The sequence below is a fragment of the Pseudomonas sp. FSL W5-0203 genome (assembly GCF_001896155.1).
GTDB classification, from domain to species: Bacteria; Pseudomonadota; Gammaproteobacteria; order Pseudomonadales; family Pseudomonadaceae; genus Aquipseudomonas; species Aquipseudomonas paracarnis.
In genome coordinates this window covers 64,740-89,306 of the sequence record NZ_MPOR01000018.1, presented here as the reverse complement: position 1 = coordinate 89,306, position 24,567 = coordinate 64,740, and the positions used below count along the sequence as shown (strand labels likewise).

Sequence of the window (24,567 nt, the reverse complement as noted above, 5' to 3'; positions counted from 1 at the left end):
GCCATGGCCAACAGCCGCGCCGCCCGCCTGGCTCCGGTGGTGGACATGGCCGAAAAGGCCGAGAAAGCCGCCGTGCAGCGCCTGGGCTACTTCCAGGGCCAGGTGCGCCTGGCCCAAAGCAAGCTCGGCGACCTGGAGCGCTTTCGGGGCGAGTACCAGCAACAGTGGATCGAGCGCGGTAGCCAGGGTGTATCCGGCCAGTGGCTGATGGGGTACCAGGGCTTTCTCAATCAGCTTGAAACCGCCGTTGGTCAGCAACGCCAGAGCCTGGCCTGGCACGAGGCCAACCTCGACAAAGCGCGCGAGGCCTGGCAACAGGCGTTTGCCCGGGTCGAGGGGCTGCGCAAACTGGTGCAGCGCTACATCGACGAAGCGCGAGCCATCGAAGACAAGCGCGAGCAAAAGCTGCTCGATGAATTGTCCCAACGCCTTCCCCGCCCAGAACAGTTCTAACCGGCACCACAAATCCAGTGTGGGAGCTGGCTTGCCTGCGAACGCGGTGGTTCAGTTAAAGATTCAGTGGCTGACACGCCGCCATCGCAGGCAAGCCAGCTCCCACAGTTGATTCACTGTGTTGCTCAGATGCGGTTCAGCTGCTACACCTTGTGTCTAGTGCAACGACAAGGAAGCAGTCACATGACAGTCGAGTCAGAAGTATCCCTGGACGGGAAGAAGTTGACGATCGCAATCAAGGGTCGGTTCGATTTCGGCAGCCACCAGGCGTTTCGGGAAGCCTACGAGCGTTTCTACAAGGTGCCCGAGACCTATATCGTCGACCTCAAGGATGCCACCTACATGGACAGTTCAGCCCTTGGCATGCTGCTGTTGCTACGGGATCATGCTGGAGGTGATGACGCCGAAGTTCGCGTGACGAACAGCAACTCCGACGTGCGCAAGATCCTCGCCATCTCCAACTTCGACAAACTGTTCGATATCAATTGAGCACCCTGGCCCCTGTCCTGGAGGCGCTGACCATCCTGATCGCCGAAGACAGCGCCGCCGACCGCCTGTTGCTGGCGAGCATCATCCGCCGTCAAGGCCACCAGGTGCTGACTGTCAGCAACGGCGCCGAAGCGATTGAGGTGTTTGCCCGTGAGCGCCCGCAACTGGTGTTGATGGACGCGCTGATGCCGGTGATGGACGGCTTCGAAGCCGCACGGCAGATCAAGCAACTGGCGGGGGAGGCGCTGGTGCCGATCATCTTCCTCACGTCGCTGCGCGAAAGCGAAGCTCTGGCCCAGTGCCTGGACGCGGGCGGCGATGACTTTCTGCCCAAGCCTTATAACCCCTTGATCCTGGCAGCGAAGATCAACGCCATGGACCGCCTGCGCCGCCTGCAGGCCACGGTTTTGCAACAGCGTGACCTGATCGCCAGGCACCACGAACACCTGATGCATGAGCAGCGGGCGGCCAAGGCGGTGTTCGACAAGGTCGCCCATTCCGGTTGCATCAACGCCGCGCCGAATATCCGCTATCTGCAATCGCCTTATGCGTTGTTCAATGGCGACTTGTTGCTGGCGGCTTACACGCCATCGGGTGACATGCATGTGTTGCTGGGTGATTTCACCGGCCATGGCTTGCCGGCCGCCATCGGCGCCATGCCCCTGGCCGAAGTGTTCTACGGCATGACCGCCAAGGGCTACGGCCTCACGCAGACCCTGCGGGAAATGAACGCCAAGCTCAAGCGCATCCTGCCGGTGGACATGTTCTGCTGCGCCACCTTGCTGTGCCTGAGCGCCCAGCGGCGGGCGGTGGAGGTGTGGAACGGCGGCATGCCCGAAGGCTATGTGCATGAAGTCGCCACGGGCAGGCGCACGCCATTGATGTCGCGGCACCTGCCCCTGGGGGTGTTGTCGGCAGAGGCGTTCGATGACAGCACCGAGGTCTGGCCCATGGCGTTGGGCGACCGGGTGTTTTTGCTTTCCGACGGCGTGCTCGACACCGCTGACGCCAACGATCAACTGTTCGGCGCCGAGCGCTTGCAGCAGGTGTTCGCCGCCAACCGCGAGCCCGACCGCCTGTTCGAGGACATCGAGCAGGCCCTGGCGGCCTTTCGTGGCCAGGCGCGCGATGACGTCAGCATGGTCGAGATCACGTTGCAGGCGGGCCAACCCTTGCGAGCGGCCGAACCGATGTATGCCGACAGCGGCCGGTCGTGCCCGCTGGATTGGTCGGTGAGTTTCGAATTCCGCGCCCAGACGCTCAGGACCTACAACCCGTTGCCGTACCTGCTGCAACTGCTGTTGGAGATCCATGGCCTGCGTGCGCAGAGCGGGGCGCTTTACAGTGTGATGGCCGAGTTGTATTCCAACGCGCTGGAGCATGGCGTGCTGGGCCTGGACTCACGGCTCAAGCGCGATGCCCAGGGGTTTGCGCAGTATTATCGCCAGCGCCATGAGCGCCTGGCGCAGTTGGACAGCGGTTACGTGCGCGTGCATGTGCAGGTGGTACCCACCGACAAGGGCGGCAAACTGACCTTACGCCTCGAAGACAGCGGGCAGGGTTTTGATGTGGAGCAAGAGCTGGCGCGCCCCGTGGACATCGACCGTCTGTCTGGTCGGGGCCTGAGCCTGGTGCGTCAACTGAGCAGCGCTGTAGGCTGGTCCGATGGCGGGCGCACTGTCTGCGTGGAGTTTTGTTGGGCGGCTCTGGCATAATCCGCCGATTCTTGATCAAGGAGCGAGCAAGTGGCTGAGATTCATATGGACCCCGAGGTGTTGTCGGGTTTGCAGGAAGTCATGGAAAGCGAATACCCCACGCTGCTGGACACCTTTCTGCATGACTCTGAAGAGCGCGTGCAAGCGCTGCGCAAGGCGCGGGACGACGCCAAGACGTTGGGGCGCATCGCACACAGCTTCAAGGGCAGCAGTGGCAACTTGGGGGCGCTGCGCTTGGCAACGTTGTGTGAGCGGTTGGAGACCGAGTCTTTCAAGTCTGCTTCCGACTTGGGGGCGTTGGTGGATCAGATTGATCGTGAGTTTGCGCTGGTTCGGCCGCTTTATGAGCATGAGCGGGAGCGGTTTTCTGGGGTTTGATATTTTATCGGCCTGACTTGGCCCGACTCTTGCTCTACCTCCATAGACTGCATCCCCGACCCCATGCAGTGGAGACCCTAACTTATGCCAGTCGTCCCCAATTCGCTTCTTCAGGCTGCCACTGCGGCCAAGCCTCAAGCGCCGGCCGCCACGCCTGCGGTAGCGCCTGCGGCCCCGCGGGACAAGGGCGCTGGCTTCGCTCAAGTGTTTGCCAAGCAAGCTGCCAAGCCGCAGGCCAAGAGCGACGACGCGCCAGCCAAACCCGTGCGCGACAAGGCTTCTGATCCCAGCGCCAAACCGGCCGCCGGCGACGATAAACCTGCCGCCAGCGCGCCAGCGGTTGCCGATAGCGGCAATCCCTTGCCTGCCAAGCCGGCCAAGAGCGACGACCACGCTGACAGTGAAGGCGAGCCACCTGCCGACCCGTCCCTGGCGCAGCAACCGGTGGCCGACCCGGCGCTGGTCGCCGCCGTGACGCCCGTGGCGGCCCCTGTGTCCGTACAAGCGCCTGCCGTTACGGCCGAAGATGACCAGGCCCAGCCGCTCATTGCCGTGACCGAGGAGCCCAAGCAGCCGGCCTTCGACCCTGAGGCCGACCCGCTGGATTCGATGCCGGCCGTGCGCCTGGCGATGGAGCAGGGCGGTCACGTCTCGGCCAGCAGCCAGGCGCCGCAGAAAGCCGCGCCCGCCCCCCAGGACCAGCCGACCGCCGCGCAGAGCTTTGCCGCCGGCCTGGCCAGCATGGTCGACCAGCAAGCCACCAAGGACAGCACCGACCAGGGGGGCGACAAGGCCTTCGGCGCGCTGATCGATGACGGCCTCAAGGACCTCAAGAACGCCAGCAGCGACACCCGCGTGGACGACTTCGCCAACCGCCTCGCCGCGCTGACCCAGGCCGCCACGCCCAAAACCGCCAACGCCTTGCCGCCGGTTGCCAACGCGCCGCTTGCCATGCATCAGAGCGGCTGGACCGAAGAGGTGGTCAACCGCGTGATGTACCTGTCCAGCGCCAACCTCAAGTCGGCCGAGATCCAGTTGCAGCCCGCTGAACTGGGGCGCCTGGATATCAAGGTCAATATGACGGCGGACCAGCAAGCCCAAGTCAACTTCATGAGCGGCCATGCGGTGGTGCGTGAAGCCCTGGAAAGCCAGTCCGGCCGTTTGCGCGAGATGTTTGCCCAGCAGGGCATGGGGCAGGTGGATGTGAACGTGTCCGACCAGTCGCGGGGCCAGGACCAGCAGCAACAGCAGAGCCAGGCGCGAGGCGTCAGTGGCAGCGGCAGGCGTGCTGACAGCGGCGACGCCGGTGGCCCTGTGGACGTGGCCGAAGTGGCAGCGCCCGTGAGCCAGAGCGTGATCGGCTCCAGCGCGGTCGACTACTACGCCTGACTTCCTGCTCAAACCCGGTCAGTGTGGGAGCTGGCTGATCGTTCCCACGCTCTGCGTGGGAATGCCACCCCGGACGCTCCGCGTCCCGAAGTCGGCGATGTTTTCGACCGTTGCGCACGATGACGCGTAGCGTCACAGGATGCATTCCCACGCAGAGCGTGGGAACGATCATCTTCCTGCGCCTGCCAGCCAACTCTGGCATAACACTTGCTCTTGCCTTGCCATAGATCTACGAATCCCCGAATAGTGACGGATTATTGGCATGGCGAAGAGCGACGACGCAGCAACTCCCCCCGCAGGCAAAGGCAAGCTCAAGCTGATCCTGTTGATTGTGCTGGGCCTGCTCCTGGCGATCGGTGCCTCGGTGGGCGGCACCTGGTACATCATGCACAGCAGTGCGAGTAAACCGGCGCCCACCGCCGAAACTGCCACGAACGTCAAGCAACCGGCAATCTTCGAGCAGATGCTTCCGGCCTTTGTCGCCAACTACAACCAGAATGGTCGTCAACGCTACCTGCAGGTGAGCATCACCTTGCTGGCGCGCAACCAGGCGGACCTGGATGCCCTCAAGGTGCATATGCCGGTGATCCGCAACAACCTGGTGATGCTGTTCTCCGGGCAGAGCTTCGACAGCCTTGCCACGCCAGTCGGCCAGGAAATGCTGCGCCAGAAGGTCACTGCCAGCGTGCAGGAAGTGGCCCAGAAAGAACTCGGCAAAGTTGTGGTCGAGCAGGCGCTCTTCACTAACTTCGTATTGCAGTAGGATCACGACATGGCCGTGCAAGACCTGCTGTCCCAGGATGAAATCGATGCGCTGTTGCATGGCGTGGACGATGGTCTGGTACAGACCGAAATGGCTGCCGAACCCGGCAGCGTCAAAAGTTATGACCTGACCAGCCAGGATCGCATCGTGCGGGGACGCATGCCGACCCTGGAGATGATCAACGAACGCTTTGCCCGCTACACCCGCATCAGCATGTTCAACATGCTGCGCCGCTCGGCGGACGTGGCCGTGGGCGGTGTGCAGGTGATGAAGTTCGGTGAATACGTACACTCGCTGTACGTGCCTACCAGCCTCAACCTGGTCAAGATCAAGCCGTTGCGCGGCACTGCGCTGTTCATCCTCGACGCCAAGCTGGTGTTCAAGCTGGTGGACAACTTCTTCGGCGGCGACGGCCGTCACGCCAAGATCGAAGGGCGTGAATTCACCCCCACCGAACTGCGCGTGGTACGCATGGTGCTGGAGCAGGCCTTCATCGACTTGAAGGAAGCCTGGCAGGCGATCATGGAAGTCAACTTCGAGTACATCAACTCGGAAGTGAACCCGGCCATGGCCAACATCGTCGGGCCGAGCGAGGCCATTGTGGTGTCGACCTTCCACATCGAACTCGATGGCGGTGGCGGCGACCTGCACGTGACCATGCCGTACTCGATGATCGAGCCGGTGCGCGAAATGCTCGACGCCGGCTTCCAGTCCGACCTCGACGACCAGGACGAACGCTGGGTCAAGGCCCTGCGCGAAGACCTGCTGGACGTCGACGTGCCGTTGAGCGCCACCGTGGCCCGCCGTCAGTTGCGCCTGCGCGATATTTTGCACATGGCGCCTGGGGACATCATCCCCGTCGACTTGCCGGAAGAGTTGATCATGCGCGCCAACGGCGTGCCGTCATTCAAGGTCAAGCTCGGTTCCCACAAGGGCAACCTGGCGCTGCAAGTGGTTGAGCCGATCAACCGCCGCTGATTCAACCCCAATTCATGATTGTTTGCTGCGCCGAGGACATGTAATGGCTACCGAACACGAAAACACTTCCGCCGAAGACCAGGCCCTGGCTGACGAGTGGGCTGCGGCCCTGGAAGAAACCGGCGATGTTGGCCAGGACGACATCGACGCGCTGCTGGCCGCCGACGCCGCTACCGCGCCGGCCGGCAACCGCCTGGCCATGGAAGAATTCGGCAGCGTGCCGAAGAACAACGACCCGGTGAGCCTCGACGGCCCGAACCTGGATGTGATCCTCGACATCCCGGTGTCGATTTCCATGGAAGTGGGCAGCACCGAAATCAACATCCGCAACCTGTTGCAGCTCAACCAGGGCTCGGTGATCGAGCTGGACCGCCTGGCCGGCGAGCCGTTGGACGTGCTGGTCAACGGCACCCTGATTGCCCATGGCGAGGTGGTGGTGGTCAACGAGAAGTTCGGCATCCGCCTGACCGACGTGATCAGCCCGAGCGAACGCATCAAGAAGTTGCGCTGAGATGAAGTACTCGATGGCGGGACTGTTGCTGGCGCTGCCATTGAGCGCCCTGGCGGCGGAGCCGGTGGCGCAGGTGGCTGCGACGCCAGCGGTCGGCAGTGTCAGTGGGCAGTTGACGCAACTGGTGCTGGGCCTGTTGCTGGTGATTGGCCTGATCTTCGTGCTGGCCTGGTTGATGCGCCGCGTGCAGCGCATCGGCCCGGGCAACGGCCAAGTGATCGAGCTGGTGGGCTCGCGCGCCCTCGGCCCGCGTGATCGGCTGGTGCTGGTGCAGGTGGGCGAGGAGCAGATCCTGCTCGGCATCACCCCCGGCCGCATCACCCCGCTGCATGTACTCAAGACCCCGGTGGACGCGGTCAAGACCGAAGCCGCCACGCCAGAATTCGCCCAGCGCCTGATGGAGTTGCTGGGCAAGGATCAGAAGGATAAGAAGTAATGCGCGTTTTGTTGACGCTCATGCTGTTGCTGGCCGCACCGATGGCCCTGGGCGCCGACCCGTTGTCGATCCCGGCGATCACCCTGGGCACCAACGCGGCGGGCGCGCAGGAATATTCGGTCAGCCTGCAGATCCTGCTGATCATGACGGCGCTGAGTTTTATCCCGGCGTTCGTCATGCTGATGACCAGCTTTACGCGGATCATCATCGTCTTCTCGATCCTGCGCCAGGCCCTGGGCCTGCAGCAGACGCCATCGAACCAGATCCTCACCGGCATGGCGCTGTTTTTGACGCTGTTCATCATGGCGCCGGTGTTCGACAAGGTGAACCAGCAAGCCCTGCAACCTTATCTGGCGGAAAAGCTCACAGCCCAGGATGCCATCGACAAGGCTCAGGGCCCGATCAAGGACTTCATGCTGTCGCAAACCCGCTCCAGCGACCTTGAGCTGTTCATGCGTCTGTCCAAGCGCACCGACATCGCTACCCCGGACCAGGCGCCGCTGACTATTCTGGTGCCGGCGTTCGTCACCTCCGAACTGAAGACCGCGTTCCAGATTGGCTTCATGATCTTCATCCCGTTCCTGATCATCGACCTGGTGGTGGCGAGCGTGTTGATGGCCATGGGTATGATGATGCTGTCACCGTTGATCATCTCGCTGCCGTTCAAGATCATGCTGTTTGTGCTGGTGGACGGCTGGGCGCTGATTATCGGCACCCTGGCCGGCAGTTTCGGAGGGGTTTAGCGCTATGACGCCAGAAGTCGCCGTTGACCTGTTCCGTGAAGCGCTGTGGCTGACCACCCTGATGGTCGCCGTGCTGGTGGTGCCCAGTCTGTTGGTGGGCCTGCTGGTGGCGATGTTCCAGGCGGCCACCCAGATCAACGAACAAACCCTGAGCTTTCTGCCGCGCCTGCTGGTGATGCTGGTGACCCTGATCGTCGCCGGCCCGTGGCTGGTGCAAACCTTCATGGAATACATCCTGCAGTTGTACGGCAGTATTCCGCAGTTGATTGGCTGAGCCGATGCAATCCTTGCTGGCCTTGACCGACACCCAGATCAGTACCTGGGTGGCCTCGTTCATCCTGCCGCTGTTTCGCGTCACGGCGATGTTGATGGCCATGCCGGTGTTCGGCACCACGCTGGTACCGCGTCGTGTGCGCCTGTATTTCGCTGTGGCGATCACCGTGGTGATCGTGCCGGGCCTGCCGCCGATGCCGCCGGTGAACGCACTGGACCTTAGCGCCTTGTTGCTGATTGCCGAACAGATTCTGATCGGCGCCATGCTGGGGTTTTCCCTGACCCTGTTCTTCCAGGCTTTCGTGGTGGCCGGGCAAATCATCTCGATCCAGATGGGTATGGGCTTCGCTTCAATGGTGGACCCCACCAACGGCGTGTCGGCGGCGGTGATCGGGCAGTTTCTGACCATGCTGGTGACCTTGCTATTCCTGGCCATGAACGGTCACCTGGTGGCGTTCGAGGTGCTGACCGAGAGTTTCACCACCTTGCCGGTGGGCGCAGGCTTGGTGGTCAACCACTTCTGGGAACTGGTGGGGCGCCTCGGTTGGGTGCTGGGCGCGGCGCTGTTGCTGGTGTTGCCGGCGATCACGGCGCTGCTGGTGGTCAATATCGCGTTCGGCGTGATGACCCGCGCGGCGCCGCAACTGAACATCTTCTCGATTGGTTTCCCGCTGACCCTGGTGTTGGGCATGGGGATTTTCTGGGTCGGCCTGGCTGACATTCTCAATCAGTATCAACCGCTGGCCACCGACGCCTTGCAGTTCTTACGTGACCTGGCACGGGCGCGCTGAGCCATGGCCGAGAGCGAGAGTGGTCAGGACAAAACAGAAGACCCCACGGAGAAACGTAAAAAGGACTCCCGGGAAAAGGGCGAGATCGCGCGCTCCAAAGAGCTCAACACCTTCGCCACCATGATCGCCGGTGCAGGCGCCTTGCTGATCTACGGCGGTGGCCTGGCGCTGGACCTGCTGGAGATGATGAAGCACAACTTCAGCTTGCCCCGCGAAGTGCTGCTCAACCCCGACGCCATGGCCCAGTACCTGCTGCACTCAGGCAAAATCGCCCTGTTGGCGGTGCAGCCGATCTTGATCACTTTGCTGCTGGCCGCGCTGATCGGCCCGGTGGCCCTCGGCGGCTGGTTGTTTGCCGCGGGCAGCATGGCGCCCAAGTTCAGCCGCATGAACCCGGGGGCGGGGCTCAAGCGCATGTTCTCTGCCAAGGCCCTGATTGAATTGCTCAAGGCCCTGGCCAAGTTTTTCCTGATTCTGTTCGTGGCGTTGGCGGTGTTGTCATCCGACATCGACGACTTGCTGCGCATTGCCCATGAACCGCTGGAATCGGCGATCATCCACAGCGTGCAGGTGGTGGGCTGGAGCGCACTGTGGATGGCCCTCGGGCTGATCCTGATCGCCGCCGTGGATGCGCCGATCCAACTGTGGGAAAGCCACAAGAAACTGCTGATGACCAAGCAGGAAGTGCGCGACGAGCACAAGGACCAGGAAGGCCGCCCCGAGGTCAAGCAACGCATCCGCCAACTGCAGCGGGAAATGTCCCAGCGCAAGATGATGGCCTCGGTGCCCGACGCCGATGTGATCATCACCAACCCGACCCACTACGCCGTGGCGCTCAAATACGACCCGGAGAAGGGTGGCGCACCGATGCTGCTGGCCAAGGGCAGCGACTTCACCGCGTTGAAAATCCGCGAAATCGCCGTGGCCAACGACATTCTGTTGCTGGAATCGCCGGCGTTGGCGCGCTCGATTTTCTATTCCACCGACCTCGACCAGGAAATCCCGGCCGGCTTGTACCTGGCCGTTGCACAGGTACTGGCCTACGTTTACCAAATCCGCCAATACCGCGCCGGCAAGGGCAAGCGGCCTGATCCGCTCAAGGATTTGCCGATTCCGCCGGATTTGCGTCGGGATTCCTGAGGCTCAATGCGCCGCGGCTGTGGTAAACCGTAGTTATTTAAGTCGCTCGGGAGTATCGCTTTGGGGTGCTTCGACTTTCGATAATTGCAGCACGTACACCTGCTCTACAAGTGTAGGGTCTGGTTTACCGCCACGGGTTCCAAAGAGCTCTTGCCGGCCATCCACTACCAAAAAATTGTGGCCTGGAGCGCTGGCAACCCCGATTTCACCCGGAGTTTCCAGCTCCTTCAACTTCGCGTTACTATCGCGGCCGGGTTTAATGTGATCCTTTAACCCAAGGAGTTCATACCCTTCCCAGGGAGAAGCTCCATCGTTAAGGCTTTTCACGCCATTAGCGTAGCTCTGTCCAACACGATCATAGCTATTTACCAGTTGTGCTCGCTTGGCAGCCACTGCGAACATAAAGTTAGCGTCGGTGAGCATCACCGGATCATCGCCTTTATACCCTGAATTGCGGGCTGCCAACTGTAACTCGCCTTTTGACAGGTACAGTTTGAAACCGTCGCGCATGGTCACGAAATAACCCTGAGCGACTTCCTTTACCGCTTCAAAGACATCCTTTTGACCAAACAGCGCCATCCCTGCCTTGATCCAGGAAGTAATTACACAGTTATCTTCATAACCTTGGCTGAAACCACTATAGATATTTTCTGGCTTTTTTCCGGGTTCAGACCCACCAGGATGATAGTGATAGAAGCTGTCCGCCTTCATCAGGGGCTTGTCACTGATGACCTCGCCCGCGGGGTAAAGGCTCATGTCGACGTTTTGGGAATTGCTGCCACCATCACCTGGAATCCCGCGCGGGTCAGATGTCCAGCCTCCTCTTACCAAATTAAGATCGTCCTGCAGGCGTTTGAATCGTTCAGGTGACAGGGCTGATTCAAAACGCTGTAGATAGGCTTTCAGATCTTTTTGCGGCATCACCTTGAGTTTTTCGATCAACTTATCGAACGCTGCGGGTGAATCCACTTCATTGCCTAAAATCTCGAATAGCGTTTTTTTCAGATCTGGTACCAGTTTAGTTTCGCCCGTCGACGGGGCTGGCGCCCAAACGTACTCAGCTTTAGGGGGCCCTGATTCAACCGTTTCAGCCTCTGAGGAGGCAAAGCGAAAAAAGGTGTTTAATGCGTTTAAATTTAAGTCCATGGTTTCGCCGCTATTTTTAATCGCTTATCCACCCTAGGGAAGGGTGATTTTAAAGAGCTGATCGCTCAGCGAGTTGAGTGACAAAAAATGTCGTACCGGTTCCACAAAATCTTTATCCCTAGGCCCGATAGCGTTTTCGCAGGCGTCGAAGTACCTATCATGATGACTTCATCAGGATTCAAACCCGGTCTTACCTGTCAACTTTGACAGTAGCCATTACGCCGCCTTCACTGTTTGATACAGCGATGAGGCGCGCAGCCATGCGCGGCTCGGGAGGCGGTGATGGATAGGGGTACGGTCAGGTGGTTCGATGCGGTCAAAGGCATCGGCTTTATTGTGCGGGATCGCGATGGCAACGAGGTTGCCGTCCAATCGACGAATGTCACATGTGCTGAAATCCCGCAAGCGCCTGCCAAGCAGCGCAAACCGCGCAAACGCAAAAAATCAGCGGATGCATGACCCGCAACGTTGCCATGCCTATCACCCATTGAAAGCCCGCGTCTACCTGTCAACTCTGACAGTAGCCAACGGGCGCTGCCCGCTGTTTTATTACCCACCATGCACTGCGCGTATGTAGTAACGAGATGCAGGGAGAGCGGTTGTGAAGGTGGCTACGGGTACGGTCAGGTACTACGTCTGGCTCAGGGGCGATTGGTTGATCAAGCCCGATGGCGGGGGCGAGGATGTGTTTATCAATGGCAGAGACTGGCGTTGCACCGCGTTGTGGTTTGGCAAGCGCATGGAGTTCCAAATGGTCCATCGACCCGAGGGTGTTTATGCGTTGCCTATCAAACGGTGCAACCCAGGTGAACCGGGTCTCAAGTGAAGTGTAGGGAGAATGGCAATGGCAACTGGCACGGTGAAGTGGTTTAACGCGGAGAAGGGGTTTGGTTTTATTACCCAAAATGATGAAGGGCCCGATGTGTTTGCCCATTACTCGGCAATTGCGACGGCTGGGTACAAAAGCCTGGAGGAGAATCAAAAAGTAGAGTTTGACATCACACAAGGTCCGAAAGGCCCGCAGGATGACAATATACGGCCAGTTTAAAAACTGAATCACAGGTGGGAGCTGGCTTGCCTGCGATGGCTGACTCACAGCCAATATCCCAGTGGCTGACACACCGCAATCGCAGGCAAGCCAGCTCCCACCCTTGCCCGTATTATCCGCTGCTTGCTTTGCCCGCCATTGTGGCGCCAAGGTGCAGGCGATCAGCCAGTAACTGCCCCAGTTCGATCAACTGCGCAACGCCGAGCAATTCCTCTCGTTTCGAACCTTCCAGGTCAAAGGCCAAGTCGCAGCTCAGCGCATTGGCCGAAGCAAGTGTTTCACTGAGGTTGACCAGCAGGTCTTCGCTGCTGATGCCGTCGGCTACGGTAAACAGCCGGGTGGGGGAATTTGAGGCGTGTTTGATCACTGTGAAGCTCCTTTTAGAAAGGGAGAGGGTGCTTTTGCTCCTAGGTAATCCGGGCCGCGACGCCCGTCCGCTGCGTTTGCAGCGGTGTACGGAGACTAGAGAGCGAGTTTCCTAGGGGCAACCCCAAATCCTTATCGGAAATTTCCTCGATATCCAAGGTGCACACAAATCCAAATGTGGGAGCTGGCTTGCCTGCGATAGCTGACTCACAGCCAATATCTCAGTGGCTGACACACCGCAATCGCAGGCAAGCCAGCTCCCACACTTGAATCGGCTACCACTCGAGAATCATCCCAAAACCAAAGTTGGAAGGCTTCTTGCAACCCCGCCTCCAAGTCGCCCTCCAGCGTCAAAACTTTGCTTCAAGGACCCGAGGAATACCGGTGGTAGATCGCTCTCAAATGCTCAACACGGCCCGTGGCACCCTGACTGACCTGTCGCGGGGCAATCTGGGTGTGCCGTTGTTGTTGCTGGTGATGCTGGCAATGATGATGTTGCCGATGCCGCCGTTCCTGCTCGACGTGTTCTTTACCTTCAACATTGCCCTGTCTGTCGTGGTCTTGCTGGTGTGCGTGTACGCCTTGCGGCCGCTGGATTTCGCGGTGTTCCCGACGATTCTGCTGGTGGCGACCCTGCTACGTCTGGCATTGAACGTCGCCTCCACGCGGGTGGTGATGCTCCACGGCCAGGACGGCCATGCCGCTGCCGGTAAGGTGATCCAGGCCTTCGGTGAGGTGGTGATCGGCGGTAACTACGTGGTCGGTATCGTGGTGTTCGCGATCCTGATGATCATCAACTTTGTGGTGGTGACCAAGGGCGCCGGGCGGATTTCCGAGGTGAGCGCGCGGTTTACCCTCGACGCCATGCCCGGCAAGCAGATGGCCATCGACGCCGACCTCAACGCCGGCTTGATCGACCAGAACCAAGCCAAGTCGCGCCGGGCCGAAGTTGCTCAGGAAGCCGAGTTCTACGGCTCCATGGACGGCGCCAGCAAATTTGTGCGCGGTGACGCCATCGCTGGCCTGTTGATTCTGTTTATCAACCTGATCGGCGGCATGGCGGTCGGTATCTTCCAGCACGGCATGACCTTCGGCGATGCCGGCAAGGTGTACGCCTTGCTGACCATTGGTGACGGTTTAGTGGCGCAATTGCCATCACTGTTGTTATCCACAGCGGCGGCCATCATGGTTACCCGTGCTTCGGGCTCCGAAGACATGGGCAAGCAGATCAGCCGGCAGATGTTCGCTTCGCCCAAGGCCCTGGCCGTGGCGGCGGGCATTATGGCGATCATGGGTATCGTGCCGGGCATGCCGCACTTCTCGTTCCTGAGCATGGCGGCCCTGGCGGGTGGCGCGGCGTACCTGTTCTGGAAGAAGCAGAACCAGGTCAAGGTCCAGGCCGAGCAGGAGATTGCCCGTCAACAGGATCTGCTGCCATCCCCGGCCCGTGCCCAGGAAACCAAGGAACTGGGCTGGGACGACGTCACGCCCATCGACATGATCGGCCTGGAAGTCGGCTACCGCCTGATCCCGCTGGTCGACCGCAACCAGGGTGGGCAACTGCTGGCGCGAATCAAGGGCGTGCGCAAGAAGCTGTCGCAGGACTTGGGCTTCCTGATGCCCACTGTGCATATCCGTGACAACCTCGACCTGGCCCCCAGCGCCTATCGCCTGACCCTGATGGGGGTGATCCTGGCCGAAGCCGAGATCTACCCGGACCGCGAACTGGCGATCAACCCAGGCCAAGTGTTCGGTACGCTCAACGGCATCACCGCCAAAGATCCGGCTTTCGGCCTGGAAGCGGTGTGGATCGAAGTCAGCCAGCGCAGCCAGGCGCAGTCCCTCGGTTACACCGTGGTGGATGCCAGCACCGTGGTCGCCACGCACCTCAACCAGATTCTCTACAAGCACTCCCACGAGCTGATCGGCCACGAGGAAGTCCAGCAATTGATGGGCTTGCTGGCCAAATCGTCGCCAAAACTGGCCGAAGAGCTGGTGCCTGGCGTGCTGTCGTTGTCGCAGTTGCTCAAGGTGTTGCAAGCGCTGTTGGCCGAACAGGTGCCTGTGCGCGACATTCGCAGCATTGCCGAGGCCATCGCCAACAATGCCGCCAAGAGTCAAGATACTGCCGCTCTGGTGGCGGCGGTGCGTGTCGGCGTGTCCCGCGCAATCGTGCAAAGCATTGTAGGGACTGAGTCCGAGCTGCCTGTGATCACCTTGGAACCCAGGTTGGAACAAATATTGCTCAATAGTATTCAGAAGGCAGGGCAAGGCCAGGAAGAGGGCGTTTTACTGGAGCCAAGCATGGCTGAAAAGCTGCAGCGTTCGTTGATCGACGCCGCACAGCGCCAGGAAATGCAGGGCAACCCGGTGATCCTGCTGGTGGCCGGCCCGGTTCGCGCGATGTTGTCGCGGTTTGGACGCCTGGCTGTACCGAATTTGCACGTGTTGGCTTACCAGGAAATTCCTGACAATAAGCAAGTGACTATCGTCGCGACAGTTGGGCCCAATGGCTGAGGTAGTGGGTTATGCAAGTTAAGCGTTTTTTCGCCGCCGATATGCGTCAGGCCATGAAGTTGGTCCGCGATGAGCTGGGCGCCGATGCCGCGATTATCGGTAACCGTCGGATTGCCGGCGGTGTCGAGCTGACGGCTGCCCTGGATTACACGCCCCAGGCGCTGGCCCCGCGCGTGCCGAACATGGAACTCGAAGACGAGCTGCGCAAGACCGCCTCGCGCATTGTGTCGGCCCAGGCGGAACTGAGCATGCGCGGTGACAGCGATGCCAGCACCAATCGCCAATTATTCGCCGGCCTGCCGCTGACCGCCGCCGAGCCGCTGGTTGAGCCCACCTTTGTCGAACCGCCGCGTCCTGCAGCGCCTGCCCCGGCCGCCGCAGTTGACCAGCGTGTGATCGACTCGATGCGCTTTGAACTCAATGGCCTGCGTGAATTGCTCGAAGTGCAGCTGGGCTCGTTGGCCTGGACTCAGTTGCAAGGCAGCAAGCCCCAGCAAGCCAACCTGTGGCGCCGCTTGCAACGCATCGGCTTGTCCGGCCCGTTGTCCCGCGACCTGCTGGCCTTGACCGCCGAAGTCGAAGAACCTCGTCAGGCCTGGCGCATGTTGCTGGCGCATCTGGCGCGCATGATCGCCACGCCGGAAATCGAACCCCTGGAAGAGGGCGGTGTGATCGCCATGGTCGGCCCCGCCGGCATGGGCAAGACCACCACCCTGGCCAAGCTGGCCGCCCGTTATGTGCTTAAGTACGGCGTACAGAATATCGCGTTGGTGAGCATGGACAGCTACCGCATCGGCGCCCAGGAGCAGCTCAAGACCCTGGGCCGCATTCTCAACGTGCCGGTGACCCATGTCGACCCGGGCCAGTCCCTGGCCAATGCCCTCGAGCCGTTGCTGCGCAAGCGCGTGGTGCTGATCGATACCGCCGGCCTGCAAGCCAGTGATCCAGCGCTGCGCATGCAGCTCGAAAGCCTGGCCGGGCGTGGCATCAAGTCGAAAAATTACCTGGTGCTTGCAACCACCAGCCAGAAACAGGTTCTTACCGCTGCCTATCACAGCTACAAGCGTTGCGGCCTGGCCGGCTGCATCCTCACCAAACTCGACGAAACCGCGAGCCTGGGCGAGGTATTGAGCCTGGCCATCAGCCATGAATTACCGGTTGCCTACCTCACCGACGGGCCGCGGATCCCGGATGATCTGCATCTGCCGCGCCGTCATCAGTTGGTCAGCCGTGCCGTGAGTGTGCAAATGCAAGACGAGCCTAGCGAGGAAGCGATGGCCGATATGTTCGCCGACCTTTACCACCACCCGGCTAAACGGGTGGGTTGAGGCAGGATGAACACCGTGAAATGTACCTACATCGATGGTCTGCAAGCGATTCACGCGGCCAAGCCATGTAGCCTGCGTCTAAGCAAGACAAGGTAAAGAAATAAAATGGGCAGCATGCATCCCGTACAGGTGATCGCGGTGACCGGCGGCAAAGGTGGCGTCGGGAAAACTAACGTGTCAGTGAATTTGTCCCTGGCCCTGGCAGAGCTTGGCCGTCGCGTCATGCTGCTGGATGCTGACCTGGGCTTGGCGAACGTGGACGTTCTCCTGGGGCTGACACCCAAACATACCCTGGCCGATGTGATCGAGGGCCGCTGCGAGCTGCGCGATGTGCTGCTCCAGGGCCCTGGTGGCATTCGCATCGTGCCGGCGGCCTCGGGCACCCAGAGCATGGTGCACCTGAGCCCCGCGCAGCATGCCGGGCTGATCCAGGCGTTCAGCGACATCGGCGACAACCTCGACGTGCTGGTGATCGACACCGCCGCCGGGATCGGCGAGTCGGTGGTCAGCTTTGTGCGCGCAGCGCAGGAAGTGCTGTTGGTGGTGTGCGACGAGCCCACCTCGATCACCGATGCCTACGCGCTGATCAAACTGCTTAACCGTGACTACGGCATGAATCGCTTCCGCGTGCTGGCCAACATGGCCCAGAGCCCGCAGGAAGGGCGCAACCTGTTCGCCAAGTTGACCAAGGTCACGGACCGCTTCCTCGATGTGGCTTTACAATACGTCGGCGCAGTTCCCTATGACGAGTGTGTGCGCAAGGCCGTGCAAAAGCAGCGTGCGGTCTACGAAGCGTTCCCTCGTTCGAAATGCGCACTGGCGTTCAAGGCCATTGCCCAGAAGGTCGATACCTGGCCGTTGCCCGCCAACCCGCGGGGGCATCTGGAGTTTTTCGTCGAGCGTTTGGTGCATCAGACGAGCGCAGGACCGGTGCTATGACATCCAGCGGCTACAACCTTTACAAAAAGTCGGCACGTGACAGCCAGGGCGAATTGATCGAGCGCTATGCGCCGTTGGTCAAGCGCATTGCCTATCACCTGTTGGCGCGCCTGCCCGCGAGTGTGCAGGTTGAAGACTTGATCCAGGCCGGCATGATCGGCCTGCTTGAAGTCTCGACCAAATACGACGCCAGCAAGGGTGCCAGTTTCGAAACGTATGCGGGTATCCGTATCCGTGGCGCGATGCTCGACGAGGTGCGTAAAGGCGATTGGGCGCCGCGTTCGGTACACCGCAATACGCGCATGGTCAGTGATGCAATTCGAGCAATTGAAGCAAAAACCGGTCGTGACGCTAAAGATCATGAAGTTGCGGCCGAACTCCAATTGAGTCTCGACGATTATTACGGGATTTTGAACGATACCTTGGGCAGCCGCCTGTTCAGTTTTGACGACCTTTTACAGGACGGCGAACACGAAGGGCTGCACGAGGACGGCGCGAGCGCGCATACGGAGCCGTCACGCGACCTGGAAGATGAACGTTTCCAGGGCGCGTTGGCCGATGCAATCGCCAACTTGCCGGAGCGTGAGCGGCTGGTGCTGGCGCTGTACTACGACGAAGAGCTGAACCTCAAGGAAATCGGTGAGGTCCTGGGGGTCAGCGAATCGCGTGTCAGCCAGTTGCATAGCCAGTGCGCAGCCCGCTTGCGGGGGCGATTGGCCGAGTGGCGCGCGCGCTGACAGGCAGTGTGGGGGCACTGCAGACGCTGCCGTGAGATCGCAAGGTTTCGCGGCTACGTGCCGTGGTGCCCTGGGCAGTCCTTTTTGTGTAACGCCTGTTGATTGAAATGGCGCGTCCAGGTGCTGGGCGCGTTTAAGACTGCTTGGAGGTCGAATTGGACAAGAACATGAAAATCCTCATCGTTGATGACTTCTCAACGATGCGGCGGATCATTAAAAACCTGTTGCGTGACCTTGGGTTCACCAACACGGTCGAGGCGGATGATGGCCTGACGGCCATTCCGATCCTCAACAGCGGGAGCATCGACTTTCTGGTAACCGACTGGAACATGCCGGGCATGACCGGTATCGACCTGCTGCGCCATGTGCGCGCCGATGAAAAACTGCGCAGCTTGCCTGTGCTGATGGTGACCGCCGAAGCCAAGCGCGAACAGATCATCGAAGCCGCCCAAGCCGGGGTCAACGGTTATGTGGTCAAACCATTCACGGCACTGGCCTTGAAAGAGAAGATCGAGAAAATCTTCGAACGCATCCACGGCTAATGCCATCGCGGGGGAGCTATGGAGCATAACGAAACGTCACAGGGCGACTTTGAGTCGACCCTGAAAAAACATGCTCACCAGTTGGTCGACAGCCTGGAAAAAGGCCAGTTCGCCGATGCGGTGCAGTTGATCCATGAGCTTAACCAGACCCGTGACCGCGGCCTGTACCAGGAAGTGGGCAAGCTCACACGCGAGCTGCACAGCGCAATCGTCAATTTCCAGATTGACCCGCGCATGCCCCAGGCCGAAGAAATTTCTCAGATTACCGACGCCACCGAGCGCCTGTCCTATGTGGTCAGGCTGACTGAGGCGGCGGCCAACCGCACCATGGACCTGGTGGAAAACGCCACGCCCCTGGTCAACGGCATGGCCACCGAAGCCCAGGCCTTGAGCCAGGACTGGGGCCGCTTCATGCGCCGCGAAGTGGGCGCTGAAGAGTTTCGTGAACTGGCGCGTCGCGTCGACGGGTTCCTGTCGCGCAGCGAACAGGAAAACCGCACGGTGGCCAGCAACCTCAACGACATCCTGCTGGCCCAGGATTACCAGGACCTCACCGGCCAGGTAATCAAGCGCGTGACCCAGTTGGTTACCGAAGTGGAAAGCAACTTGCTCAAATTGGTGCTGATGGCCGGCCAGGTCGATCGTTTTGCCGGCATCGAACATGACCGTGAAGCGATCCTCTCGGAAAAAGATCCACAAAAACATCTCGCCAAGGGTGAAGGTCCGCAGATTCATGCCGATAAACGTGAAGACGTTGTGTCAGGTCAGGATGACGTAGATGACCTGTTATCCAGTTTAGGCTTCTAAGGAGCACCCACATGAGCTTCGGCGCCGATGAAGAAATCCTTCAGGATTTCCTTGTAGAGGCCGGCGAAATTCTAGAGCAACTGTCCGAACAACTGGTCGAGCTGGAAAGCCGACCGGATGATGCGAACCTGCTCAATGCAATTTTTCGCGGTTTTCACACTGTAAAAGGGGGCGCCGGCTTCCTCCAGCTCCATGAGCTGGTGGAGTGCTGTCACATCGCCGAGAACGTTTTCGACATCCTGCGCAAGGGTGAGCGTCACGTCGACTCGGAACTGATGGACGTGATTCTCGAAGCACTGGATGCGGTCAACGGCATGTTCAGCCAAGTGCGTGAACGTGCACCGATCACTGCCGCCACGCCGGAACTGCTGGCCGCCCTGGCGCGCCTGGCCGAACCTGCCGATACCGCGGCTGCGCCGGTGGTCGAGACCGCACCGGAGCCGGTGGCGCAAGCCGAGCCGGACGTGACCGACAGCGAGTTCGAACAACTGCTCAACTCCCTCAGCGCGGTCAAGGCCGAGGCTGAAGCGCCGGTGCAGCCTGCCGCGACGCCGAGCAGTGAAGACATTACCGACGCCGAATTCGAGTCGTTGCTCGACCAGTTGCACGGCAAAGGCCAGTTCGCAGCAGATGCCGTGGCCCCGCCTGCCGCTGCGCCAGAAGCACCCGCTGCCAACGCCAGCACCGACATCACCGACGACGAGTTCGAGGCACTGCTCGACCAACTGCATGGCAAAGGCACTTTTGTGGCCGAAGCCCTGCCCGAGGTTGCAGCGACTGCCGCCGCCGCTGCGCCAGCGGCCAGTACCGCACCGGCCGGTGACGGGTTGATCTCCGATCACGAATTCGAAGCCCTGCTCGACGAGCTGCACGGCAAAGGCAAGTTCAGCGAAGTGGCCCCGGCCGCGGCCGCGCAGGTTGCAGCACCAGCCACTGCGGCACCGGTTGCTGCCAAACCTGCGCCGGCAGCCAAGCCAGCACCTGCCGCCGCCCCGGCCCCTGCGCGTGCAGCGGCCCCAGCGGCAGCGGAAAAACCTGCCAGCGAAGCCGAAACCACCGTGCGTGTGGATACCGCGCGCTTGGACGACATCATGAACATGGTGGGCGAACTGGTGCTGGTGCGTAACCGCCTGGTGCGCCTGGGCCTGAACAGCGGCGACGAAGCCATGCAGAAGGCCGTGTCGAACCTCGACGTGGTCACCGCCGACCTGCAAACCGCGGTGATGAAAACGCGGATGCAGCCGATCAAGAAAGTCTTCGGCCGTTTCCCGCGCCTGGTTCGTGACCTGGCGCGCCAGCTCAAGAAAGAAATCAACCTGGAACTGGTGGGCGAAGAAACCGACCTCGACAAAAACCTCGTCGAGGCTCTGGCTGACCCGCTGGTCCACTTGGTGCGCAACGCGGTCGACCACGGCGTAGAAACTCCGGAAGAACGCGAAGCCGCGGGCAAGTCCCGCAACGGCAAAGTGATTTTGGCGGCGGAGCAAGAGGGCGACCACATCCTGCTGTCGATCACCGATGACGGCAAAGGCATGGACCCGACCATCTTGCGCAATATCGCGGTCAAGCGCGGCGTGATGGACAAGGACGCCGCCGACCGCCTGACCGACACCGAGTGCTACAACCTGATCTTTGCCCCGGGCTTTTCGACCAAAACCGAGATCTCCGACGTGTCCGGGCGTGGCGTGGGCATGGACGTGGTGAAGACCAAGATCAGCCAGCTCAACGGCTCGATCAATATCTACTCGACCAAGGGCCAGGGCTCCAAGATCGTCATCAAGGTGCCGTTGACCCTGGCGATCATGCCGACCCTGATGGTGATGCTGGGCAACCAGGCGTTCGCCTTCCCGCTGGTCAACGTCAACGAGATCTTCCACCTCGACCTGTCGCGCACTAACGTGGTGGACGGCCAGGAAGTGGTGATCGTGCGTGACAAGGCGTTGCCGCTGTTCTACCTCAAGCGTTGGCTGGTGGCCTCGGCCGCCCATGAAGAACAACGCGAAGGTCATGTGGTGATTCTGTCCGTGGGTACCCAGCGCATCGGCTTTGTGGTCGACCAACTGGTGGGCCAGGAAGAAGTGGTGATCAAGCCTTTGGGCAAGATGCTGCAGGGAACCCCAGGCATGTCGGGCGCAACCATTACCGGTGACGGTCGCATCGCACTGATTCTCGATGTTCCGAGCATGCTCAAGCGTTACGCCGCACGGCGTATTTGATTCTGGTGGGGCAGGGCGGTCATGCCCGCCCCGCCTAACGGAGTGTTTATGGCAGTCAAGGTCCTGGTGGTGGACGATTCGGGTTTCTTCCGCCGCCGCGTCTCGGAAATTCTTTCCGCTGATCCAACGATCCAGGTGGTCGGCACGGCCACCAACGGCAAAGAGGCGATCGATCAAGCCATTGCCTTGAAGCCGGACGTGATCACCATGGACTACGAGATGCCGATGATGGATGGCATCACGGCCGTGCGCCACATCATGCAACGCTGCCCTACACCGGTATTGATGTTTTCCTCGCTGACTCACGAAGGCGCGCGGGTGACCCTCGACGCTTTGGATGCCGGCGCGGTGGACTTTTTGCCGAAGAATTTCGAAGACATCTCGCGCAACCCCGACAAGGTCAAGCAGATGCTGTGCGAGAAGGTGCACAGCATTTCCCGCAGTAACCGTCGCAGCCTGTTCAGCACACCTGCGCCAGCCCCTACGCCTGCGCCCGCCGCAGCGGCGCCCAGTTCGTCGTTTGCGCGCCCGGCCCCGGCGCCCGTGGCCCGGCCTGCGGTCGCGCCGGTGCGTGCCGCCGCAGCGCCGAGTGCGCATTCGCCGGCACCCAAGCGCAAGGCTTACAAGCTGGTCGCCATCGGCACCTCCACCGGCGGCCCGGTGGCCTTGCAGCGGGTATTGACCCAACTGCCGGCCAACTTCCCTGCGCCGATTGTGCTGGTGCAGCACATGCCGGCGGCATTCACCAAGGCGTTCGCCGAGCGCTTGGACAAGCTGTGCCGTATCACCGTGAAGGAAGCCGAGGATGGCGACATTCTGCGTCCTGGCCTGGCACTGCTGGCGCCGGGCGGCAAGCAGATGATGGTGGACGGGCGTGGCGCGATCAAAATCCTGCCGGGCGATGAGCGCCTGAACTACAAGCCGTGTGTGGACATCACCTTCGGTTCGGCGGCCAAGTCCTATGGCGACAAAGTTCTGGCGGTGGTGCTCACCGGCATGGGCGCCGATGGCCGTGAAGGTGCGCGCCTGCTCAAGCAGGGCGGCAGCGCCATCTGGGCCCAGGATGAAGCCAGTTGCGTGATCTATGGCATGCCCATGGCCATCGTCAAGGCTGACCTGGCCGATGCGGTCTACAGCCTGGACGACATCGGCAAGCACCTGGTGGAGGCCTGCCTCTGATGGATGTGTTGAGCCTGATCGGCATCACCATGGCGTTTGTCGCCATCATTGGTGGCAACTACCTGGAAGGCGGCCACCTCGGCGCCTTGGCCAACGGCCCGGCAGCGCTGATCGTGATCGGTGGCACCGTGGGCGCGGCGTTGTTGCAGTCGCCCCTGAGCTCATTCAAGCGTGCCATGCAGATTCTGGTGTGGATCATTTTTCCGCCACGGGTCGACCTGGCAGGCGGCATCGACCGCGTGGTCAATTGGAGCCTCACCGCCCGCAAGGAAGGCCTGCTGGGCCTGGAAGGCGTGGCCGATGCCGAGCCTGACAGCTACGCGCGCAAAGGCCTGCAACTGTTGGTCGATGGCGCCGAACCGGAAGCGATCCGCAGCATCCTCGAAGTGGACTTCTACACTCAGGAAAGCCGTGACATCAACGCGGCCAAAGTCTTTGAAAGCATGGGCGGCTACGCGCCGACCATTGGCATCATCGGCGCGGTGATGGGCCTGATCCACGTGATGGGCAACCTGGCCGACCCTTCGCAACTGGGCAGCGGCATTGCCGTGGCGTTTGTCGCGACCATCTACGGCGTGGCCAGTGCCAACCTGGTGTTGCTGCCGGTGGCCAGCAAGCTCAAGTCGATTGCCATGCGCCAGTCGCGTTATCGCGAAATGTTGCTCGAAGGCATCCTGTCGATTGCCGAGGGCGAGAACCCGCGCTCCATCGAATTGAAGCTTCAGGGCTTCATGGATTGATGGGGAGGAACTGCCTGTGAGCCGTCGCCGTCGCGAGCCCGAGGAACACGTCAACCACGAACGCTGGTTGGTGTCCTACGCGGACTTCATCACCTTGCTGTTCGCGTTTTTTGTGGTGATGTACTCGATCTCGTCGATCAACGAAGGCAAGTACAAGATCATTTCCCAGGCGCTGGTGGGCGTGTTCAACGATGCCGAGCGGTCGCTCAAGCCGATCCCTATCGGCGAAGAGCGGCCCAAGACCGTGACCCCGGCCAAGCCCCTGGTCAATGACAGTGATGAAACCGCTGCTGGCATCCAAGGCACCAGCGACCCGCTCAAGAGCATCGCCGACGATATCAGTGCCGCCTTTGGCGACCTGATCAGCTCCAACCAGATGACCGTGCGCGGCAATGAGTTGTGGGTGGAGATCGAGCTGAACTCCAGCCTGTTGTTCGCCAGTGCCGATGCATTGCCCAGTGACCAGGCGTTCACCATCATCGACAAGGTCGCGGCGATCCTCAAACCGTTTGAAAACCCGATCCACGTGGAAGGCTTCACCGACAATTTCCCCATCAGCACTGCGCAGTACCCGACCAACTGGGAACTGTCCTCGGCTCGCGCGTCGAGCATCGTGCGCATGTTGGCGATGCAGGGTGTGAACCCCCAGCGCCTGGCGTCGGTGGGCTATGGTGAATTCCAGCCGGTGGCCAATAACGCCACGGTCGAAGGCCGCGCCCGTAACCGCCGGGTGGTGCTGGTGGTCTCGCGCAACCTGGATGTGCGTCGCAGCCTGACCGGAACCGGCACCGCCAATGCCACCCCGGATGCGGCGTTGAAGCGTGCTGGCACACAAACTGCACCGCCCGTTGTCAAACCGCCGGTCCGACCGAGTAACGTCAATTCTCCGTCGCTGGCTCAATAACCGTATGCAATGTCTCGGTCGCGCCTGTGCCCGCCGGGA

At 60.9% G+C, this 24,567-nt stretch carries 27 protein-coding genes; 25 read left to right on the top strand and 2 right to left on the bottom strand.

Translation table 11 applies throughout. The features are described 5' to 3' along the window. Positions 1-3: 3 nt before the first annotated feature. The 13 genes from fliJ (at position 4) to flhB (ending at position 10,059) form a co-directional block, all read left to right on the top strand. Positions 4-453: a flagellar export protein FliJ gene (gene fliJ / locus BOP96_RS17165; RefSeq protein WP_003192954.1), complete on the top strand. Its 450-nt coding sequence runs from the start codon at positions 4-6 to the stop codon at positions 451-453. A gap of 183 nt (positions 454-636) precedes the next feature. After that, positions 637-942 carry an STAS domain-containing protein gene (locus BOP96_RS17160; RefSeq protein WP_014719349.1) on the top strand — a complete coding sequence of 102 codons (306 nt, stop codon included), beginning with the start codon at positions 637-639 and terminating at the stop codon, positions 940-942. Further along, positions 939-2,657, top strand: coding sequence for a fused response regulator/phosphatase (locus BOP96_RS17155; RefSeq protein ID WP_073453438.1), 1,719 nt, complete (start codon positions 939-941; stop codon positions 2,655-2,657). The genes BOP96_RS17160 and BOP96_RS17155 overlap by 4 nt, the downstream gene beginning before the upstream one ends. Before the next feature lie 30 nt (positions 2,658-2,687). Next, positions 2,688-3,035, top strand: a complete 348-nt coding sequence (locus tag BOP96_RS17150; protein ID WP_014719347.1) for an Hpt domain-containing protein — start codon at positions 2,688-2,690, stop codon at positions 3,033-3,035. 84 nt (positions 3,036-3,119) lie between these two features. Continuing rightward, positions 3,120-4,424, top strand: a complete 1,305-nt coding sequence (locus tag BOP96_RS17145; protein WP_014719346.1) for a flagellar hook-length control protein FliK — start codon at positions 3,120-3,122, stop codon at positions 4,422-4,424. Between the two features lie 262 nt (positions 4,425-4,686). Further along, entirely contained in the window at positions 4,687-5,187 is a 501-nt protein-coding gene (fliL, locus tag BOP96_RS17140; protein WP_019818373.1) for a flagellar basal body-associated protein FliL, read from the top strand. 9 nt (positions 5,188-5,196) lie between these two features. Continuing rightward, complete coding sequence (gene fliM / locus BOP96_RS17135) at positions 5,197-6,165, top strand: flagellar motor switch protein FliM (protein WP_014719344.1); 969 nt, start codon at positions 5,197-5,199, stop codon at positions 6,163-6,165. Between the two features lie 43 nt (positions 6,166-6,208). Further along, complete coding sequence (gene fliN, locus BOP96_RS17130; RefSeq protein ID WP_003192941.1) at positions 6,209-6,676, top strand: flagellar motor switch protein FliN; 468 nt, start codon at positions 6,209-6,211, stop codon at positions 6,674-6,676. A 1-nt stretch (position 6,677) separates the two neighbouring features. Then, positions 6,678-7,112: a flagellar biosynthetic protein FliO gene (gene fliO, locus BOP96_RS17125; RefSeq protein ID WP_014719343.1), complete on the top strand. Its 435-nt coding sequence runs from the start codon at positions 6,678-6,680 to the stop codon at positions 7,110-7,112. Continuing rightward, entirely contained in the window at positions 7,112-7,855 is a 744-nt protein-coding gene (gene fliP / locus BOP96_RS17120) for a flagellar type III secretion system pore protein FliP (RefSeq protein WP_003192937.1), read from the top strand. Before fliO ends, fliP begins: the two co-directional genes overlap by 1 nt. Before the next feature lie 4 nt (positions 7,856-7,859). Then, positions 7,860-8,129 carry a flagellar biosynthesis protein FliQ gene (gene fliQ, locus BOP96_RS17115; protein WP_003192936.1) on the top strand — a complete coding sequence of 90 codons (270 nt, stop codon included), beginning with the start codon at positions 7,860-7,862 and terminating at the stop codon, positions 8,127-8,129. Positions 8,130-8,133: 4 nt separating this feature from the next. Next, on the top strand, positions 8,134-8,919 hold the full coding sequence (gene fliR, locus BOP96_RS17110; RefSeq protein ID WP_005790062.1) for a flagellar biosynthetic protein FliR: 786 nt from the start codon (positions 8,134-8,136) through the stop codon (positions 8,917-8,919). A gap of 3 nt (positions 8,920-8,922) precedes the next feature. Beyond that, positions 8,923-10,059 carry a flagellar biosynthesis protein FlhB gene (flhB, locus tag BOP96_RS17105; RefSeq protein WP_019818363.1) on the top strand — a complete coding sequence of 379 codons (1,137 nt, stop codon included), beginning with the start codon at positions 8,923-8,925 and terminating at the stop codon, positions 10,057-10,059. Positions 10,060-10,092: 33 nt separating this feature from the next. On the opposite strand, the gene BOP96_RS17100 is transcribed toward flhB, so the two are convergent. Beyond that, positions 10,093-11,205: a hypothetical protein gene (locus BOP96_RS17100; protein WP_032902455.1), complete on the bottom strand. Its 1,113-nt coding sequence runs from the start codon at positions 11,203-11,205 to the stop codon at positions 10,093-10,095. A gap of 282 nt (positions 11,206-11,487) precedes the next feature. Between BOP96_RS17100 and BOP96_RS29705 the strand changes: the two genes are divergently transcribed. Next, on the top strand, positions 11,488-11,664 hold the full coding sequence (locus tag BOP96_RS29705; protein WP_014719340.1) for a cold-shock protein: 177 nt from the start codon (positions 11,488-11,490) through the stop codon (positions 11,662-11,664). Between the two features lie 385 nt (positions 11,665-12,049). Then, complete coding sequence (locus BOP96_RS17090) at positions 12,050-12,253, top strand: cold-shock protein (RefSeq protein WP_014719338.1); 204 nt, start codon at positions 12,050-12,052, stop codon at positions 12,251-12,253. 112 nt (positions 12,254-12,365) lie between these two features. On the opposite strand, the gene BOP96_RS17085 is transcribed toward BOP96_RS17090, so the two are convergent. Then, positions 12,366-12,620 (bottom strand): DUF6124 family protein, encoded by a 255-nt coding sequence (locus BOP96_RS17085; protein ID WP_014719337.1) that lies wholly within the window; start codon positions 12,618-12,620, stop codon positions 12,366-12,368. A gap of 401 nt (positions 12,621-13,021) precedes the next feature. Here BOP96_RS17085 and flhA point away from each other — a divergent pair, with 401 nt between their 5' ends. The 10 genes from flhA to motD all read left to right on the top strand — a co-directional run bounded on the left by flhA (position 13,022) and on the right by motD (position 24,528). After that, positions 13,022-15,136: a flagellar biosynthesis protein FlhA gene (gene flhA / locus BOP96_RS17080; RefSeq protein WP_019818353.1), complete on the top strand. Its 2,115-nt coding sequence runs from the start codon at positions 13,022-13,024 to the stop codon at positions 15,134-15,136. A gap of 11 nt (positions 15,137-15,147) precedes the next feature. Next, positions 15,148-16,464, top strand: coding sequence for a flagellar biosynthesis protein FlhF (flhF, locus tag BOP96_RS17075; RefSeq protein ID WP_073453436.1), 1,317 nt, complete (start codon positions 15,148-15,150; stop codon positions 16,462-16,464). A 105-nt stretch (positions 16,465-16,569) separates the two neighbouring features. Further along, positions 16,570-17,403 carry a flagellar synthesis regulator FleN gene (gene fleN / locus BOP96_RS17070; protein ID WP_003192912.1) on the top strand — a complete coding sequence of 278 codons (834 nt, stop codon included), beginning with the start codon at positions 16,570-16,572 and terminating at the stop codon, positions 17,401-17,403. Then, a complete protein-coding gene (gene fliA / locus BOP96_RS17065) occupies positions 17,400-18,140 on the top strand; it encodes an RNA polymerase sigma factor FliA (protein WP_003192909.1) in 741 nt (246 codons plus the stop codon). The genes fleN and fliA overlap by 4 nt, the downstream gene beginning before the upstream one ends. 167 nt (positions 18,141-18,307) lie before the next feature. Then, on the top strand, positions 18,308-18,682 hold the full coding sequence (locus BOP96_RS17060; RefSeq protein WP_003192908.1) for a chemotaxis response regulator CheY: 375 nt from the start codon (positions 18,308-18,310) through the stop codon (positions 18,680-18,682). An 18-nt stretch (positions 18,683-18,700) separates the two neighbouring features. After that, entirely contained in the window at positions 18,701-19,489 is a 789-nt protein-coding gene (locus tag BOP96_RS17055; RefSeq protein WP_003192906.1) for a protein phosphatase CheZ, read from the top strand. A gap of 11 nt (positions 19,490-19,500) precedes the next feature. Continuing rightward, complete coding sequence (locus BOP96_RS17050; protein WP_073453434.1) at positions 19,501-21,705, top strand: chemotaxis protein CheA; 2,205 nt, start codon at positions 19,501-19,503, stop codon at positions 21,703-21,705. A 48-nt stretch (positions 21,706-21,753) separates the two neighbouring features. Then, entirely contained in the window at positions 21,754-22,884 is a 1,131-nt protein-coding gene (locus BOP96_RS17045) for a protein-glutamate methylesterase/protein-glutamine glutaminase (RefSeq protein ID WP_003192904.1), read from the top strand. After that, the gene (locus BOP96_RS17040; RefSeq protein WP_003192902.1) at positions 22,884-23,624 is read left to right on the top strand and encodes a flagellar motor protein; all 741 of its coding nucleotides are present in this window, start codon (positions 22,884-22,886) and stop codon (positions 23,622-23,624) included. Before BOP96_RS17045 ends, BOP96_RS17040 begins: the two co-directional genes overlap by 1 nt. 16 nt (positions 23,625-23,640) lie before the next feature. Next, complete coding sequence (gene motD, locus BOP96_RS17035) at positions 23,641-24,528, top strand: flagellar motor protein MotD (protein ID WP_014719333.1); 888 nt, start codon at positions 23,641-23,643, stop codon at positions 24,526-24,528. Positions 24,529-24,567: the final 39 nt, after the last annotated feature.